This window comes from Pseudomonas sp. CFII64, assembly GCF_000416235.1.
GTDB lineage: Bacteria > Pseudomonadota > Gammaproteobacteria > Pseudomonadales > Pseudomonadaceae > Aquipseudomonas.
Genome location: NZ_ATLO01000047.1, coordinates 139,462 through 156,397 on the forward strand (window position 1 = coordinate 139,462; position 16,936 = coordinate 156,397).

Here is a 16,936-nt window from a genome sequence, read left to right on the forward strand (position 1 = left end):
GGTCTGACATGACTTCTGTGCTGTACCCGACCCGGTTGCCTTGTGGCAACCGGGTTCTTGATTTGGCCCATACGCATGTGATGGGAATCCTGAACGCTACCCCTGATTCGTTTTCGGACGGCGGTCGCTACAACCGTCTGGACGCCGCATTACGTCATGCCGAGGCAATGGTTGCGGCTGGCGCGACACTTATCGACGTCGGCGGCGAGTCTACGCGGCCCGGCGCACGCTCCGTGTCTCCCCTTGAAGAGCTTGAGCGGGTCGCTCCGGTCGTCGAGGCGCTGCATCGCGAGCTGGATGTCATTATTTCCGTAGACACGTCCACGCCTGCGGTAATCCGCGAGACGGCGCGCCTCGGTGCAGGACTTATCAATGATGTGCGTTCGTTGCGTCGCGAGGGAGCGCTTGATGCTGCCGCTGCGACCGGCCTTCCCGTTTGTCTGATGCATATGCGCGGCGAGCCCGGCGACATGCAGGACAATCCGCATTATGACGATCTGGTGGGTGAGGTCAGTGCGTTCCTGCTGGAGCGTATGGCCCAGTGCGTATCTGTCGGCATACCGAACGAGCGCATCATTCTTGATCCGGGCTTCGGCTTCGCGAAAAGCCTCGACCACAACCTGAGTCTCTTTAAACACATGCAAGAGCTGCATGCGTTGGGACGTCCGCTGTTGGTTGGTGTCTCACGCAAGAGCATGATAGGCGGTGCGCTGGCTCGGCCTGTGGGTGAGCGGCTTTTCGGTGGTCTGGCGCTGGCAGCGTTGGCCATGACCAAAGGCGCAAGAATTTTACGTGTGCATGATGTCGCCGAGACGGTAGATGTTGTGCGCATGATCGCCGCTGTAGAAGCGGCCGAATAAGAATGATGGAGCGGCAATGACTACCAAGAAATATTTTGGAACGGACGGCATTCGTGGCCGGGTGGGGCAGTTTCCGATTACCCCCGATTTCATGCTGCGACTGGGTTGGGCTGCCGGTATGGCGTTTCGCCGCCTTGGCGCCTGTCGAATCCTGGTTGGCAAAGACACCAGAATTTCCGGTTACATGTTTGAATCGGCGCTGGAAGCGGGCCTTTCGGCTGCTGGCGCAGATGTAATGCTGCTTGGGCCAATGCCTACGCCAGCGATCGCCTATCTGACGCGTACCTTTCACGCTGAAGCGGGTATCGTGATCAGCGCCTCGCATAATCCGCATTACGACAACGGCATCAAGTTTTTCTCGGGCCAAGGCACCAAGCTGCCTGACGAGATCGAGATGATGATCGAAGAGTTGCTGGATACGCCCATGACTGTCGTCGAGTCGGAGAAGCTCGGCAAGGTGTCGCGTATCAATGACGCTGCGGGTCGCTACATCGAATTTTGCAAAAGCAGCGTGCCCTCAAGCACCGACTTTGCCGGGCTCAAGCTGGTTATCGATTGTGCCCACGGCGCAACCTATAAAGTTGCGCCCAATGTGTTTCGCGAGCTGGGCGCCCAGGTGACCGTTCTGTCGGCACAGCCTGACGGGCTGAATATCAACAAGGATTGCGGTTCTACCCATATGGGTGCGCTTCAGGCTGCGGTGCTCGCTGAGCATGCTGATCTGGGGATCGGTTTTGACGGTGACGGCGACCGTGTCCTGATGGTTGATCACACCGGTGCCATCGTCGATGGCGATGATTTGCTGTTCATTATTGCCCGTGATCTGCACGAGCGCGGTCGCCTTCAGGGTGGCGTGGTTGGCACTCTGATGAGCAACCTGGGGCTTGAGTTGGCCCTGGGTGAGCTGAACATCCCGTTCGTGCGGGCGAACGTCGGCGATCGTTACGTCATCGCCGAGCTGCAAGAGCGTAACTGGCAAGTAGGTGGTGAAAACTCCGGTCACATCGTCTGCTTCCAGCACACGACGACCGGCGATGCAATTATCGCTGCGTTGCAAGTGCTTCTGGCCCTGCGTCGCAGTAATCAGAGTCTGGCCGAGGCTCGCCAGGCATTGCGCAAATGTCCGCAAGTGCTGCTCAACGTACGCTTTGAAGGCGGCGTGGACCCGGTAGAGCATCCGGCGGTCAAGGAAGCTTGCCAGCGTGTAACTGACGCGATGGCTGGCCGTGGTCGCGTGCTGCTGCGCAAGTCTGGCACCGAGCCGCTGGTTCGCGTGATGGTTGAAGGTGAGGATGAAGCTCAGGTTCGTGCCTATGCCGACGAGCTTGCAAAGCTGGTCGCAGAAGTTTGCGCCTGATTTCGGCTTGCCAGTGTTGAAACTGTTGGGTAACATCTGCGCCCACTTTGACCGACGAGGTACAGCATGCGTCGCCCTATGGTAGCTGGTAACTGGAAGATGCACGGTACCCGCGCCAGCGTCGCTGAGCTGATCGAGGGCCTTGCTGCACAGGCTCTCCCTGGCGGTGTTGATGTCGCGGTATTTCCGTCGAGCCTGCACATCAATCTGGTGATTGATGGTTTGCAAGGCAAGTCGATTCCTGTTGGTGCGCAGAATTGCGCCCATGAAGCAGGGCAGGGTGCGTTGACCGGTGAAGTATCGCCGAGTCAGCTGGCTGATGCAGGTTGCAGTCTGGTACTTGTAGGGCATTCGGAGCGTCGCCAGATTATGGGCGAAAGCAATGAGGTTCTGATTCGCAAGTTCGCTGCGGCTCAGGCAAGTGGCCTTACGCCCGTGCTGTGCATTGGCGAAACCCGCGAAGAGCGCGAAGCTGGCGAAACGCTTGCAGTTGTTGGGCAGCAGCTTGGCAGTGTCATCGAAGCGCTGGGTATTGAAGTTCTGGTCAATGCGGTAATTGCTTACGAGCCGGTCTGGGCCATTGGCACCGGGCTGACTGCTTCGCCTCAACAGGCGCAGGATGTGCACGCCGCTATTCGTGCGCAACTGGCGAAAGAGAATGCTGAGGTCGCACAAGGCGTGCGACTTCTTTATGGCGGCAGCGTGAAGGCGGCCAATGCGGTCGAACTGTTCAGCATGCCGGATATCGATGGGGGGCTCATTGGTGGAGCGTCCCTGAATGCAGATGAGTTCGGTGCGATCTGTCGCGCCGCGGGAAACTGAAAAAATGCTGGAAACAGTCGTAGTCGTTTTTCATCTGTTGGGCGCTCTGGGTGTTGTCGCCCTGGTATTGCTGCAGCAGGGTAAAGGTGCGGACGCAGGCGCGTCATTCGGAGCAGGTGCATCAAATACTGTCTTCGGAAGCCAAGGTTCCTCTACCTTTCTTAGTAAGTTTACTGCTATACTCGCCGCAGCTTTTTTCATAACCAGCTTGGGGTTAGGTTACTTTGCTAAAGAGAAAGCTCAAGGGCTGACTCAAGTAGGTTTGCCAGATCCAGCGGTGATGGAAGTGAAGCAAAAACCGGCAGCAGATGATGTTCCGGTTCTCGAAGGGCAAAAGCCAGCGGTAGTTCCAGCTGACATACCTCAAGCTCCCGAGAAGAAGTAAGGTTTCAACAGGCAGTGATGTTTGAGGCTGTCAACGCTGTATTGCCGAGGTGGTGGAATTGGTAGACACGCAACCTTGAGGTGGTTGTGCCCAATGGGTGTAGGGGTTCGAGTCCCCTTCTCGGTACCAATTATCAGGGCAGCCCGCATTAGCGGGCTTTCTTGTAGGTGGATGTTCGATTGACCCTGAAAGGGATCAGCCGTATACTTCCGCCCCAGCTTTGTCGCGGGGTGGAGCAGTCTGGTAGCTCGTCGGGCTCATAACCCGAAGGTCGTTGGTTCAAATCCAGCCCCCGCAACCAGTTTTAGCGGAGCCCCTTTTTAGGGGCTTTTTGTTAACTGGACACTTTCAGCGCCGCTGTTCCGCGGCGTTTCAAGGATGGGCGTTTCGCCCATTTTTTTATTTTGCATAGCATGCACATACATGCACGAGGGGGTTCAGGTGTCGAGCAAGCTAGAAGAGTTGCAGGCCTTGCTGGCCCCGGTGGTCGTGGCCCTAGGCTATGAATGCTGGGGTATTGAGTTTTCGGCCCAGGGTCGCCACTCAATGTTGCGCGTTTATATCGATAAAGAGGGCGGCGTGCTGGTGGACGATTGTGCCATCGTCAGCCGTCAGATCAGCGGTGTTCTGGATGTTGAAGATCCGATTGCCGTTGAATACACCCTTGAAGTTTCCTCGCCTGGCATGGAACGCCCACTGTTCACTCTTGAGCAGTTCGCAAAATTTGCCGGTGACCAAGTGAAGATCAAACTGCGCTCGCCTTTTGAAGGGCGACGCAACTTTCAGGGCCTTCTGCGTGGTGTAGAAGAGCAGGACATCGTGGTGCAGGTTGAAGACCATGAATTCTTGTTGCCGATCGATCTGATCGACAAGGCCAACATTATTCCCACGTTTGACTGAGACGTGCCAGATACTGCGGATCCCGCGGATCCAATGGCTTGCGAAAGGCGAGGCGTACGATGAGCAAAGAAGTACTGCTGGTTGTTGAGTCGGTGTCCAATGAAAAGGGCGTTCCGGCAGGAGTGATTTTCGAAGCACTGGAGCTGGCGCTTGCCACCGCTACCAAAAAGCGCTTTGAAGATGAAGTTGAACTGCGTGTAGAGATCAATCGTCAGACAGGTGGCTACGAGACTTTTCGTCGCTGGACAGTGGTCGAAGACGAAGATCTTGACGACCCGGCCTACGAATTGGCTGTCGACCAGGCGCAAGCCAAAAAGCCTGGTGCTGTCGCGGGCGATCTGATTGAAGAGAAGATCGATTCCATCGAATTCGGTCGCATCGCCGCTCAGACTGCAAAGCAAGTCATTGTGCAGAAAGTCCGTGAGGCTGAGCGCGCACAAGTCGTCGACGCTTATCGTGAGCGTTTGGGCGAAATCATTTCCGGCACTGTTAAAAAAGTGACGCGTGACAATGTCATCGTTGATCTTGGCAACAATGCTGAAGCCTTGCTGGCACGTGAAGACATCATTTCGCGGGAGACTTTCCGCGTAGGTGTTCGCGTTCGGGCATTGCTCAAAGAAATACGTACTGAAAACCGTGGTCCTCAGCTGATCCTGTCGCGTACTGCGCCAGAGATGCTGATCGAGCTTTTCCGGATTGAAGTTCCGGAAATCGCCGAAGGTCTCATCGAGGTGATGGCTGCCTCTCGTGATCCGGGTTCGCGTGCAAAAATCGCTGTTCGCTCCAAGGACAAACGAATCGATCCGCAAGGCGCCTGCATCGGCATGCGTGGTTCGCGCGTTCAGGCTGTTTCTGGCGAGTTGGGCGGCGAGCGAGTGGATATTGTCCTTTGGGACGATAACCCGGCGCAGTTCGTCATCAACGCGATGTCCCCGGCTGAAGTCGCGGCGATCATCGTTGATGAAGATGCCCATGCAATGGACATCGCCGTTGGCGCGGACAACCTGGCGCAGGCCATTGGTCGCGGTGGTCAAAACGTGCGTCTGGCAAGTCAGTTGACTGGCTGGACCCTGAACGTGATGACCGAATCGGACATCCAGGCTAAGCAACAAGCAGAGACCGGCGACATTCTGCGCAACTTCATCGAAGAGCTGGAAGTCGACGAAGATCTCGCGCAGGTACTGGTTGATGAAGGCTTCACCAGCCTGGAAGAGATTGCCTATGTACCGGTGGAGGAGATGCTCAACATCGACGGCTTTGACGAAGATACCGTCAACGAGCTTCGCGCTCGGGCCAAGGATCGTTTGTTGACCAAAGCCATCGCTACTGAGGAAAAGCTGGCAGACGCCCATCCGGCCGAAGACCTGCTCTCGCTTGAGGGTATGGACAAGGATTTGGCGATGGAACTGGCGGTGCGCGGCGTTGTTACCCGCGAAGACCTGGCCGAGCAGTCTATTGACGACCTGCTCGACATCGACGGCATTGACGATATTCGTGCCGGCAAGTTGATCATGGCCGCCCGAGCCCATTGGTTCGAGTAAGTAGGCGCGGCCTGAGGAGAGAAGTGCATGACGCAAGTCACGGTGAAAGAACTGGCTAAAGTGGTCGACACACCGGTAGAGCGCCTGTTACAGCAGATGCGTGAGGCAGGTCTGCCGCACACCGCCGCCGAGCAAGTTGTGACCGATAACGAGAAGCAAGCCCTGTTGACGCATTTGAAAAGCGGTCACAAGGCTAAAGTGGAAGAGCCGCGCAAGATCACTTTGCAGCGCAAAACCACGAGCACCCTGCGCGTTGCTGGCAGCAAGAGCATCAGCGTTGAAGTTCGCAAGAAAAAAGTATTCGTTCAGCGCAGCCCGGAAGAAATCGAAGCCGAGCGCAAACGCGAAATGGACGAACGTCGTGCAGTAGAAAATGCTGCTCGTCAAAAGACTGAAGAAGAAGCCAAGCGCCGCGCCGAAGAAGACGCACGCAACCAGCCTGCCGGGTCTGCTGCAGCCAGCGACGCTGTTGCAGCGCCTTCGGCTCCAGCTCCGGTTGCCGAGCCTGCGCCACAAGCGCCGGTTGTTTCTGCCGCGCCTGCTCCGGCACCTGCTGCCGATGCGCGCAAGCGTGACGAACAGCGTCGTCCGGACAAACCACGCAGCGACGACAGAAATGCTCGTGGCGGCGACGGCGATCGCAAGAACGCTCCGCATCGCGCCTCTGTTAAAGAGAAAGCGCCAGCGCCACGTGTTGCGCCACGTACGACCGACGAAGAAAGCGACAGCTTCCGTCGCGGTGGTCGCGGCAAGGCCAAGCTGAAGAAACGCAACGCCCACGGTTTCCAGAGCCCAACCGGCCCTGTCGTGCGCGAAGTGAAGATCGGCGAGACCATCACTGTTGGCGATCTTGCCCAGCAGATGTCGGTCAAGGCTGCTGAAATCATCAAGTTCATGTTCAAGCTGGGTACTCCAGCCACCATCAACCAGGTACTGGATCAGGAAACTGCCCAACTGGTTGCTGAAGAACTGGGCCACAAAGTGACCCTGGTCAGCGACAACGCCCTGGAAGATTCCCTGGCCGAGTCCCTGAAGTTCGAAGGCGAGTCGTTCTCCCGTGCTCCGGTTGTGACCGTAATGGGCCACGTCGACCATGGTAAGACTTCCCTGCTCGACTATATCCGTCGTGCCAAGGTAGCTGCAGGCGAAGCCGGCGGTATCACCCAGCACATCGGTGCCTACCACGTTGAAACCGAACGCGGCATGGTTACCTTCCTCGACACCCCGGGTCACGCCGCGTTTACCGCAATGCGTGCTCGTGGTGCCAAGGCGACGGATATCGTGATTCTGGTCGTTGCAGCGGACGACGGCGTGATGCCGCAGACCATTGAAGCTGTCCAGCACGCCAAGGCTGCCGGTGTTCCATTGGTCGTTGCAGTGAACAAGATTGACAAGCCGGGCGCTGATCTCGATCGCATCCGTAGCGAGTTGTCGGTTCACGGCGTGACTTCCGAAGAGTGGGGCGGTGATACGCCGTTCGTTTCGGTCTCCGCGAAAGTGGGTACTGGTGTAGACGAGCTGCTGGAAGCTGTTCTGCTGCAAGCCGAAGTCCTGGAACTCAAGGCAACGCCTTCGGCTCCTGGCCGTGGTGTTGTGGTCGAGTCCCGTCTGGACAAGGGCCGTGGTCCTGTCGCGACTGTTCTGGTTCAGGACGGTACGCTGCGTCAAGGCGACATGGTTCTGGTCGGTTCGAACTTCGGCCGCATCCGTGCAATGCTCGACGAGAACGGCAAGTCAATCAAGGAAGCAGGTCCATCGATTCCGGTCGAAATCCTGGGTCTTGATGGCACGCCGGACGCTGGCGACGAGATGAGCGTGATGACTGACGAGAAGAAAGCGCGCGAAGTCGCGATGTTCCGTCAGGGCAAGTTCCGCGAAGTCAAACTGGCCCGTGCTCACGCTGGCAAGCTTGAAAACATCTTCGAGAACATGGGTCAGGAAGAGAAGAAGACGCTTAACATCGTCCTCAAATCCGATGTCCGTGGCTCGCTGGAAGCATTGCAGGGCGCCTTGGGCGGCCTGGGTAACGATGAAGTGCAAGTGCGCGTAGTCGGTGGCGGTGTCGGTGGTATCACCGAGAGCGACGCCAACCTGGCACTGGCCTCCAACGCTGTTCTGTTCGGCTTCAACGTGCGTGCCGATGCTGGTGCGCGCAAGATCGTCGAGCAGGAAGGTCTGGATATGCGTTACTACAACGTGATCTACGACATCATCGAAGACGTCAAGAAAGCCCTCACCGGTATGCTTGGCAGCGACGTCCGGGAAAATATCCTGGGTATCGCCGAAGTGCGTGACGTGTTCCGTTCTCCGAAATTCGGCGCAATCGCCGGTTGTATGGTTCTTGAAGGTGTTGTTCACCGTAACCGTCCAATCCGTGTACTGCGTGAAGACATCGTTATCTTTGAAGGCGAGCTGGAATCCCTGCGCCGCTTCAAGGACGACGCTGCCGAAGTTCGTGCCGGCATGGAATGCGGTATTGGCGTCAAGAGCTACAACGACGTCAAGGTCGGTGACAAGATCGAAGTCTTCGAGAAGGTCCAAGTGGCTCGCAGCCTCTAAGTCGCGAGCTATCGGAGCCATGACAGGTCGCCGCATGCAAATGCCCCGCGTCCGGTCATGGGCTCTAAACGCAACGCCCGGTCCGACTTCCGTCAGGCCGGGCGTTTGCCGCTTTCAGACCGCAAGGGTTTAGTCCCCGGTCAGTACCAGGTAGCAAAACATGGCAAAAGAATATAGCCGTACCCAACGTATTGGCGATCAGATGCAGCGCGAGCTGGCCCAGCTGATCCGCCGCGAAATCAAAGACCCGCGCGTGGGTCTGGTCACCATTACGGCTGTTGATGTCAGCCGTGATGTGGGTCACGCGAAGATTTTCATGACCGTGATGGGTCAGGACAGTGCTGAAGAAATCGCCCAGACCATCAAGGTGCTCAATTCCGCCGCAGGTTTCCTGCGCATGCAATTGGCCCGCGAAATGAAGCTGCGCAGCGTTCCCCAGTTGCACTTCCACTACGACGAAAGCGTCGTGCGTGGCGCGCACCTCTCGGCTTTGATCGAGCGCGCAGTGGCTGAAGACGGTCAGCATCCGGAAAGCGCGGCGCAGAACGCGAAGCCAGAAAGCACCGAGGAATAAAGAGTGGCTCAGGTCAAGCGTATACGCCGGAACGTCAGCGGGATCATCCTGCTCGACAAACCACTGGGCTTCACTTCCAACGCGGCTTTGCAGAAAGTGCGCTGGTTGCTCAACGCCGAAAAGGCCGGGCACACCGGCAGTCTCGATCCTCTGGCCACGGGTGTACTGCCTTTGTGCTTTGGCGAGGCTACCAAGTTCTCGCAATACCTGCTCGATTCGGACAAGTCCTACGAGACAGTCATGCAACTGGGCAAGACGACGACGACGGCCGACGCCGAAGGCGACGTTTTACAGACCCGTCCGGTGACCGTTGGTCGTGCGGATATCGAAGCTGTTTTACCTGCTTTTCGTGGGCAAATCAGTCAGATACCGCCGATGTACTCAGCGCTCAAGCGTGATGGCCAACCCCTTTACAAACTGGCTCGGGCCGGGGAAGTAGTGGAGCGCGAGGCGCGTTCTGTTACTATTGCGCGCCTGGAATTGCTGGAAAGCGAAGGCGAGACTGCACGCTTGTCGGTGGACTGCACCAAGGGCACCTATATCCGCACACTGGTTGAAGATATTGGTGAAGCACTCGGGTGTGGCGCCTACGTTGCGCAGTTGCGTCGTACACAAGCCGGACCTTTCAGCCTGGCCCAGACGGTCACTCTGGAAGAGTTGGAGCAAGTGCACGCCGATGGCGGCAATGAAGCGGTTGATCGCTTCCTGATGCCATCGGACAGCGGTCTGCAACACTGGCCGCTGCTGCAATTCTCGGAGCACAGTTCGTTTTACTGGTTGCATGGTCAGCCGGTAAGAGCACCGGACGCGCCGCAGTTCGGCATGGTTCGGGTACAAGATCACGAAGGTCGCTTCATCGGTATCGGTGAAGTAAGCGAAGACGGGCGGATCGCGCCGCGTCGATTGATTCGGTCAGAATGACCGAACCCGGTGAAGCGGGGTTTCCTGCTTCAACGGTATGAGGATGGCTGTTAACAGGCATGGTCAGTCCTCACTTTTTAATACGAGAGTTTGCTCTCGGCCTGTTGAAACCGCACCTCTGGTACGGTTTCCTGATAAAAGGATTGCCCACATGGCACTCAGCGTTGAAGAAAAAGCTCAGATCGTAACCGACTACCAGCAAGCTGTTGGTGATACTGGTTCGCCAGAAGTGCAAGTTGCACTGCTGACCGCCAACATCAACAAACTGCAAGGCCACTTCAAGGCCAACGGTAAGGACCACCACTCGCGTCGTGGTCTGATCCGTATGGTAAACCAGCGTCGCAAGCTGCTGGATTACCTGAAAGGTAAGGACGTTAGCCGTTACAGCGCCCTGATCGGTCGTCTGGGTCTGCGTCGCTAATAACGACTCGGATAGAGGTTGGTTGTCTGTCGTGGGCTCGTCGGTTGTTTCGGCGAGTCGGGCAGGCTCCCAGCCTCTAGTTGTATCTGGACTGTCGTGGGGCCGATTCCCCGCACCGCCCAAGAATTCGCAAGAAACCAGTTCCCCAAGAGCCACAAAGAAGGTAGGAAACCGTGAACCCGGTAATCAAGAAATTTCAATTCGGTCAATCGACCGTAACCCTCGAGACTGGCCGTATTGCCCGTCAAGCTTCGGGCGCTGTATTGGTCACCGTTGACGACGACGTCACCGTTCTCGTGACTGTGGTCGGCGCCAAGACAGCAGACCCAAGCAAAGGCTTCTTCCCACTTTCCGTGCACTACCAGGAAAAAACCTACGCTGCAGGTAAAATCCCTGGTGGTTTCTTCAAGCGTGAAGGCCGTCCTTCCGAGAAAGAAACCCTCACTTCGCGACTGATCGACCGTCCGATCCGTCCGCTGTTCCCAGAAGGTTTCATGAACGAAGTGCAGGTTGTCTGCACCGTCGTTTCGACCAGCAAGAAAACCGATCCGGACGTCGCTGCGATGATCGGTACTTCGGCTGCGCTGGCTATTTCCGGTATCCCGTTCGACGGCCCTATCGGTGCCGCGCGCGTTGCTTTCCACGAAAGCACCGGCTACCTGCTGAACCCGACTTACGAGCAACTCAAGGCGTCGAGCCTGGACATGGTCGTTGCCGGTACTTCCGAAGCGGTGCTGATGGTTGAATCCGAAGCCAAAGAGCTGACCGAAGACCAGATGCTGGGCGCCGTGCTGTTTGCTCATGACGAGTTCCAGGTCGTGATCAACGCCATCAAGGAACTGGCTGCCGAAGCTGCCAAGCCTACCTGGGCCTGGGTCGCCAAGCCTGAAGCCACTGCGCTGCTGGCCGCTATCCGTTCCGAGTTCGGCGACGCGATTTCCCAGGCTTACACCATCACCGTCAAGGCCGACCGTTATGCGCGCCTGGGTGAACTGAAAGACCAGATCGTTGCCAAGCTGTCCGGCGAAGAAGGCCAGCCGACTTCCAGCGAAGTCAAAGCTGCTTTCGGCGAAATCGAATACCGCACCGTGCGCGAGAACATCGTGAACGGCAAGCCGCGTATCGACGGTCGCGACACCCGCACTGTACGTCCGCTGAACATCGAAGTCGGCGTTCTGCCAAAGACCCACGGTTCGGCTTTGTTCACCCGTGGCGAAACCCAGGCTCTGGTCGTTGCAACACTGGGCACTGCCCGTGATGCACAGCTGCTCGATACCCTGGAAGGCGAGAAAAAAGACCCGTTCATGCTGCACTACAACTTCCCGCCGTTCTCGGTGGGCGAGTGTGGTCGTATGGGCGGCGCTGGTCGTCGTGAAATCGGTCACGGCCGTCTGGCGCGTCGTTCGGTTCAGGCGATGCTGCCTGCCGCCGACGTGTTCCCGTACACCATCCGTATTGTTTCGGAAATCACCGAGTCCAACGGTTCCAGCTCCATGGCTTCGGTCTGCGGTGCTTCCCTGGCACTGATGGACGCTGGTGTGCCGATGAAGGCGCCGGTTGCCGGTATCGCCATGGGCCTGGTTAAAGAAGGCGAGAAATTCGCCATCCTGACCGACATCCTGGGTGACGAAGATCACCTGGGCGACATGGACTTCAAGGTAGCCGGTACCGCCAAAGGTGTTACCGCGCTGCAGATGGACATCAAGATCAAAGGCATCACCGAAGAAATCATGGAGATCGCTCTGGGCCAAGCCCTGGAAGCGCGCCTGAATATCCTTGGCCAGATGAACCAGATCATTGGTCAGTCGCGTACCGAGCTGTCGGAAAATGCTCCGACCATGATCGCGATGAAAATCGACACCGACAAAATCCGTGACGTTATCGGTAAAGGTGGCGCGACCATCCGTGCGATCTGTGAAGAGACCAAGGCTTCGATCGACATCGAAGACGACGGCTCGATCAAGATCTTCGGCGAAACCAAGGAAGCCGCTGAGGCAGCACGTCAGCGCGTTCTGGGTATCACCGCAGAAGCGGAAATCGGCAAGATCTACGTCGGCAAGGTTGAGCGCATCGTCGATTTCGGCGCATTCGTCAACATCCTGCCGGGCAAAGACGGCCTGGTGCACATCTCCATGCTGAGCGACGCTCGCGTAGAGAAAGTCACCGACGTGTTGCAGGAAGGTCAGGAAGTCGAAGTACTGGTGCTGGACGTGGACAACCGCGGCCGTATCAAGCTGTCGATCAAAGACGTTGCCGCAGCAAAAGCATCGGGCGTCTAATCTGCGGATTAGCTGAACGATGAAAGAGGGACCCTTCGGGGTCCTTTTTTTATGAACGCAATTAAAGACTTAGAGAATTCGTGCCCGCGACCGTCGGAAACATGCAACTTGCACGCGCTGTAGATGACGAACGGGCAATCTGCACGATTCCAGAAAATCGACGTTTTTATAAAGTATTGATTTATATAGGGTTTATGGTTGGCCGAGGGTTGGCACAGCGATTGCGATATATACCGTAACCCTGCTGCCACTTGCTGGCGCAGATTTAGAGAAAAACAGGAGTTACTCGTATGAAGAAGTTTGCTATCGCTGCTGCTACCGCCACTGCCCTGACTCTGACCATGGCTAACGCTGCTTTCGCACAGACCACGACTCAAGCTCCGATGGTCCTGGCAGCCAACACCACGACTCAAGAAGTCAAAGAAGACACTTCTGATACCTGGATCACCACCAAAGTCAAAGCAGACCTGCTGACTGAAAAAGGCATCCCAGGTTCGGACATCAAGGTTGAAACCAACAAAGGCGTGGTTTCCCTGTCCTCCATGGTTAAAGTGACCGACGCTCAGAAAGCTACTGCTGTCGCGATCACCAAGAAAATCAAAGGCGTTAAAGACGTCTCGGCTGCCGGCCTGAAAGCTGAGTAAGCAACAGACATGCGCTGAACGTTATACAAGCAGTCGCCGTCCGCAAGGGCGATGACTGACTGATTGAAGGTTCATGCGACGACCACAAGGATGTGGTCATTAAAGGCCCCGGCGTTTACGTCGGGGCCTTTTCTATTGTGGAATACAGCCCGTTGGAGCGAGCCTTGCCCGCGATTCGACCATGGAACGACTGTAGAAGCGACCGTAGGAGCGACCGTAGGAGCGACTTCAGTCGCGAGCCACTCAATTGCCCTCCCGGCCAAAGCCGGTCCCACAAAGCCTCCAGCGGTGTGTTTGTTCACCGCTGCCGCTGACTCTCGATCCTCACCAGCCGACCCCCTTCAAAGCGTAAATACTGGTACATGCCGTGGTCAGGGCCGTAGATCCATTCTTCGACTCGCACCTCTTCAGATCTGCGGTACGTGCTGTTGAAGGTTTCCTTGCTGCCGATGACGTCCTGACTGACCGGAACGCCGCACTTCTGCTGCCCCTCGAACGCCCGGTCGCCAACACTGATCAACTGGCTGCCGCAACGCAGCGACGAAGCCTGCGCCGCGCAGGTCAGCGACAGCAGGCCCACGCCGAGTAGAACGCGTAGAGTGAAAGAAGTGGTCAAGGTTTACTCGCTATCCAGATGCAGTGGGCTGATCACGGTGCCATTCTTCTGCGCTTCGCCCAAGGAGGCGTCGACGAAATACACGCGCTCATCGGCCAGCTTGCCTTTGTCGACCAGATAATCCTTGATGCTGCTCGCCCGTTCCTGGCCCAGTTCGCGCAGCAAGGTGTCACTGCCGCTCCAGAACTTGAGAATCTCGTCACGCATGACCTTGGAGCGCTCTTCCTTGCCCAGGTCGACCCACTGCGCCAATGGCTGTTTCTTCAGGCGGGCGCGGTAGATGCCTTCGAGCATCGGGGCTTTTTCGCTTTCCGGCACCTCCACAAGCGAAGCCTGGGCGGGGACTTTATCGCCCCGACGCTGGAGGATCTTGTAATAGGTGTACTGATATTCGCGTTCCAGGCGCGCCTGGGCAATCAAAGGACCGTCAGCGCTGGCCGCAGCGGTGCCTTCGATCTCAAGACGCAAGGCCGGACGCTCCTTGAGCGCCGCTGAGAGCTTGTCCAGGGCCTTTTGTGCATCGCCACTTAACTCGCTGACGCCTGGCGCGAACGACACGCTACCGAGGTCCTCGGAGCCTCCGCCGCTGACCAGCCCGCCAATGAACTTGAACGGCGCGGTCGCGGCGCGCACTACCAGATTGCGCAGGGTCTGCCAGACAATCGGCATGACGCTGAATTGCGGGTTGTTCAAGTCACCGGAAACCGGCAGCTCAATGGAGATCTTGCCCTCGGTATCCTTGAGCAGCGCGATCGCCAGGCGAATTGGTAGGTCCATCGCGTCCGGGCTGTCGACCTTTTCCCCCAGCTGCAATTGCTCGACCACTACCTTGTTCTCCGCCTGCAGCTGGCCTTTGGTGATCTTGTAATGCAGGTCAAGATTGAGTCGACCCTTGCGAATGCGATAGCCGGCAAATTTCCCGGAGTAGGGCGTCAGCGTGGTGAGTTCGACGCGCTTGAAACTGGTCGCGATATCCAGCGCGGCCATCGGGTCGAAAGGATTGAGGCTGCCCTTGATGGTCACCGGCGCGTAGCGATCCACTTTGCCGTTGATGTTGACCGTGGCGGGTTTGGACTGGCGATTGTCCAGCGTGCCGATCTGGCCATTGAGCTGCTGGATGGCGGTGGCGAAGTTGGGGGTCAGGCTGAAGTCGGCAAAGTTGGCCGAGCCGTCATTGATGTTGACCTCGCCAACACGAATCCCCAGGGGTTTTTCTTTGCTCGCACTCGCCGTGGTCTTGGCTGTCGGGGTTTTATCCGCCGGCTGCGGGATCAGCAAATCATCAACGTTGGTGGTGCGGTCATCGTTGATCATGAAGCGCGCGTAGGGTTGCGCCAGGTTCACTTTGGCAATGTTCAGGCTGTCGCCGTGCTCATAGTTCAGCCCTTCAAGCGTCAGCTGCTGCCACTTGAGGAAGTCCCGCTGTTTCAGCGTATCGAGTGTATGCAGTTGGTCCACCTGCGCCTTGCCGTCGATGCTGAACGCCAGCGGCTCGGTGTTTTTCAGGTTGACCGCCAGGTCGCTGCCGAGCATGCCGCTGCGCAATTCAAGGCGGATGAACGGGCTGATGTAAGCCTGGGCGACGCGCAGGTCGATGTCCTTGGTGGTCACTTGCAGTCGCGCGCTGACCGGGTTCAGGTTCACGTCGCCCGCCGCGGTGAGATTGCCTTGCTTGCCGACGCCGGTATCCAGCTTGAGGGTGAAGGGCGATTTATTCAGGCTGTCGAAGTTCTGCACGTCCAGATTCAGCGGGCCGACATCAATGGCCACCGGCTCTTTCGGCACGCGGTCGGCCAGGTGGATTTGATAATCGCGCAACTGCACATCCTTGAGCAGCACCTGCCATGGCTTGGAGGCCGTTGCCGGTTGGGCTTCGGCTTGCGCTTGCGCAACGGCTGGCGCGCCCGGTTCCGGGGCCTTTTCATCCACCGCCGGGGCCTTGGCGGGCTGTGGCGCCGCTTTGCCTGGCTGGCTGGCGAACAGTTTCTGCCAATCCAGCTGGCCGTCGGCTTCGCGAGCGGCCCAGGTTTCGAGCTTGCTGCTGCGGATTTTGCCGACGCTGACCAATTGTTTGGCCAGATCCACCGATGTCTCGCTCACATCCAGGCGCTGCAGGCGCACCAGCGGGCGGCCGTCAGGCGCATTGATCGCAAACGGCGCCACGCTCAGCGCCAGGTCGGTCAGCTTGAGCTCGGTGTCCTTGGACAGATTCAGTGTGTAGGCAGTGCTGAAATTCAGCACGCCGTCCTGCAACGCCAGCGGCAAGGCGTCGCGCACATACGGCCACCAGACTTTCATCTTGCCGTCGGTGATTTTCAGTGTGCCTTCGGACGTGATCGGCACCAGGCTGATCCGCCCGACCCAATCGATCTGGCCGCCTTCGGGACCCGCCGCGACGAGGGTCATGTCGGCGTTGTCTTCCGGGAGGGTGCTGAGGTTCTTCAGCTCGAAGTTGAGCTTGTCGTAGAGGAATTCGATGGGTTCGCTGGGGCGCAGGTCCTGGAAATGGACAAAGCCGTCCGCCAGTTTGATCTGGTCAATACGCAGCGGGAAGGGCTTGCCGGGCGGTTCATCTTGCACCGGTTCGCTGGGCGGCAGCTTGAACAGCTGGGCCAGATTCAGCTTGCCCTGCTTGTCGAACAACAGCTCGGTCTTGGGTTTGAGCAGCTCCACGGCCTGCAAATGCAGGGCGCGGGTCCAGAGGCTGTCGATCTGCAGGTTGGCATACAGCTTTTCGAAACCGACCTGTTCTTTACCGGGCGCGCCGATATTCAGGCCCCACAGCGTCACTTCCAGGCTGAACGGATTCAGCTCCAGGCGTTCAATGCGGGCCGGAACAGTGGCGTAATTCGCCAGTTGCTGGTTGGCGATACGCAAAGCAACGCCGGGGAGAATGAGAAAGCCCAGTACGGTATAGAGGCCGAAGACCACCAGTAGGGCGCCAATCGCGCGTTTCAATCCTTTGTACATGTGAGGCGTCGTCTTTCTATATCGGAGGTCCTTTGAGTATGGCACGCCAATCTGGTTCCGAAGGTGACGCCTTTTGTACTTGTAGGA

The 16,936-nt window shown here is 57.6% G+C and carries 14 protein-coding genes and 2 tRNA genes; 14 read left to right on the plus strand and 2 right to left on the minus strand.

Annotation, left to right across the window (positions count from 1 at the left end):
* The first annotated feature begins 8 nt into the window (after nt 1-8).
* From folP to CFII64_RS22750, 14 genes are all read left to right on the plus strand, one after another.
* Nucleotides 9-860 (plus strand): dihydropteroate synthase, encoded by an 852-nt coding sequence (gene folP / locus CFII64_RS22685; RefSeq protein WP_020293193.1) that lies wholly within the window; start codon nt 9-11, stop codon nt 858-860.
* Nucleotides 861-876: 16 nt separating this feature from the next.
* The gene (gene glmM / locus CFII64_RS22690) at nt 877-2,217 is read left to right on the plus strand and encodes a phosphoglucosamine mutase (protein WP_020293194.1); all 1,341 of its coding nucleotides are present in this window, start codon (nt 877-879) and stop codon (nt 2,215-2,217) included.
* Between the two features lie 66 nt (nt 2,218-2,283).
* The gene (tpiA, locus tag CFII64_RS22695; RefSeq protein ID WP_020293195.1) at nt 2,284-3,039 is read left to right on the plus strand and encodes a triose-phosphate isomerase; all 756 of its coding nucleotides are present in this window, start codon (nt 2,284-2,286) and stop codon (nt 3,037-3,039) included.
* A 4-nt stretch (nt 3,040-3,043) separates the two neighbouring features.
* On the plus strand, nt 3,044-3,424 hold the full coding sequence (gene secG / locus CFII64_RS22700; RefSeq protein WP_020293196.1) for a preprotein translocase subunit SecG: 381 nt from the start codon (nt 3,044-3,046) through the stop codon (nt 3,422-3,424).
* 43 nt (nt 3,425-3,467) lie between these two features.
* Nucleotides 3,468-3,553: transfer RNA gene (locus CFII64_RS22705), tRNA-Leu, on the plus strand.
* Between the two features lie 95 nt (nt 3,554-3,648).
* Nucleotides 3,649-3,725 (plus strand) — tRNA-Met (locus tag CFII64_RS22710).
* Between the two features lie 140 nt (nt 3,726-3,865).
* Nucleotides 3,866-4,324 (plus strand): ribosome maturation factor RimP, encoded by a 459-nt coding sequence (rimP, locus tag CFII64_RS22715; protein ID WP_020293197.1) that lies wholly within the window; start codon nt 3,866-3,868, stop codon nt 4,322-4,324.
* Nucleotides 4,325-4,383: 59 nt separating this feature from the next.
* On the plus strand, nt 4,384-5,865 hold the full coding sequence (nusA, locus tag CFII64_RS22720; protein ID WP_020293198.1) for a transcription termination factor NusA: 1,482 nt from the start codon (nt 4,384-4,386) through the stop codon (nt 5,863-5,865).
* 27 nt (nt 5,866-5,892) lie between these two features.
* Entirely contained in the window at nt 5,893-8,424 is a 2,532-nt protein-coding gene (gene infB / locus CFII64_RS22725) for a translation initiation factor IF-2 (RefSeq protein ID WP_020293199.1), read from the plus strand.
* Between the two features lie 160 nt (nt 8,425-8,584).
* The gene (gene rbfA, locus CFII64_RS22730) at nt 8,585-8,998 is read left to right on the plus strand and encodes a 30S ribosome-binding factor RbfA (RefSeq protein ID WP_020293200.1); all 414 of its coding nucleotides are present in this window, start codon (nt 8,585-8,587) and stop codon (nt 8,996-8,998) included.
* Nucleotides 8,999-9,001: 3 nt separating this feature from the next.
* On the plus strand, nt 9,002-9,919 hold the full coding sequence (gene truB / locus CFII64_RS22735) for a tRNA pseudouridine(55) synthase TruB (protein ID WP_020293201.1): 918 nt from the start codon (nt 9,002-9,004) through the stop codon (nt 9,917-9,919).
* 151 nt (nt 9,920-10,070) lie between these two features.
* Nucleotides 10,071-10,340 carry a 30S ribosomal protein S15 gene (rpsO, locus tag CFII64_RS22740; RefSeq protein ID WP_002555121.1) on the plus strand — a complete coding sequence of 90 codons (270 nt, stop codon included), beginning with the start codon at nt 10,071-10,073 and terminating at the stop codon, nt 10,338-10,340.
* A 173-nt stretch (nt 10,341-10,513) separates the two neighbouring features.
* Entirely contained in the window at nt 10,514-12,619 is a 2,106-nt protein-coding gene (pnp, locus tag CFII64_RS22745) for a polyribonucleotide nucleotidyltransferase (protein WP_020293202.1), read from the plus strand.
* A gap of 290 nt (nt 12,620-12,909) precedes the next feature.
* A complete protein-coding gene (locus tag CFII64_RS22750; protein WP_020293203.1) occupies nt 12,910-13,263 on the plus strand; it encodes a BON domain-containing protein in 354 nt (117 codons plus the stop codon).
* Between the two features lie 298 nt (nt 13,264-13,561).
* Here CFII64_RS22750 and CFII64_RS22755 read toward each other — a convergent pair whose 3' ends face one another.
* Both CFII64_RS22755 and CFII64_RS22760 read right to left on the minus strand, forming a co-directional pair.
* The gene (locus CFII64_RS22755) at nt 13,562-13,843 is read right to left on the minus strand and encodes a DUF2845 domain-containing protein (RefSeq protein WP_020293204.1); all 282 of its coding nucleotides are present in this window, start codon (nt 13,841-13,843) and stop codon (nt 13,562-13,564) included.
* 39 nt (nt 13,844-13,882) lie between these two features.
* Nucleotides 13,883-16,849: a DUF748 domain-containing protein gene (locus CFII64_RS22760; protein ID WP_020293205.1), complete on the minus strand. Its 2,967-nt coding sequence runs from the start codon at nt 16,847-16,849 to the stop codon at nt 13,883-13,885.
* Between the last annotated feature and the right edge of the window lie 87 nt (nt 16,850-16,936).

Bases quoted from the DNA above. Each gene is read 5' to 3' on its own strand.
- CFII64_RS22750 (WP_020293203.1), top strand. From the start codon at position 12,910: ATGAAGAAGTTTGCTATCGCTGCTGCTACCGCCACTGCCCTGACTCTG.
- folP (WP_020293193.1), top strand. From the start codon at position 9: ATGACTTCTGTGCTGTACCCGACCCGGTTGCCTTGTGGCAACCGGGTT.
- tpiA (WP_020293195.1), top strand. From the start codon at position 2,284: ATGCGTCGCCCTATGGTAGCTGGTAACTGGAAGATGCACGGTACCCGC.
- secG (WP_020293196.1), top strand. From the start codon at position 3,044: ATGCTGGAAACAGTCGTAGTCGTTTTTCATCTGTTGGGCGCTCTGGGT.
- rbfA (WP_020293200.1), top strand. From the start codon at position 8,585: ATGGCAAAAGAATATAGCCGTACCCAACGTATTGGCGATCAGATGCAG.
- glmM (WP_020293194.1), top strand. From the start codon at position 877: ATGACTACCAAGAAATATTTTGGAACGGACGGCATTCGTGGCCGGGTG.
- nusA (WP_020293198.1), top strand. From the start codon at position 4,384: ATGAGCAAAGAAGTACTGCTGGTTGTTGAGTCGGTGTCCAATGAAAAG.
- rpsO (WP_002555121.1), top strand. From the start codon at position 10,071: ATGGCACTCAGCGTTGAAGAAAAAGCTCAGATCGTAACCGACTACCAG.
- infB (WP_020293199.1), top strand. From the start codon at position 5,893: ATGACGCAAGTCACGGTGAAAGAACTGGCTAAAGTGGTCGACACACCG.
- CFII64_RS22760 (WP_020293205.1), bottom strand. From the start codon at position 16,849: ATGTACAAAGGATTGAAACGCGCGATTGGCGCCCTACTGGTGGTCTTC.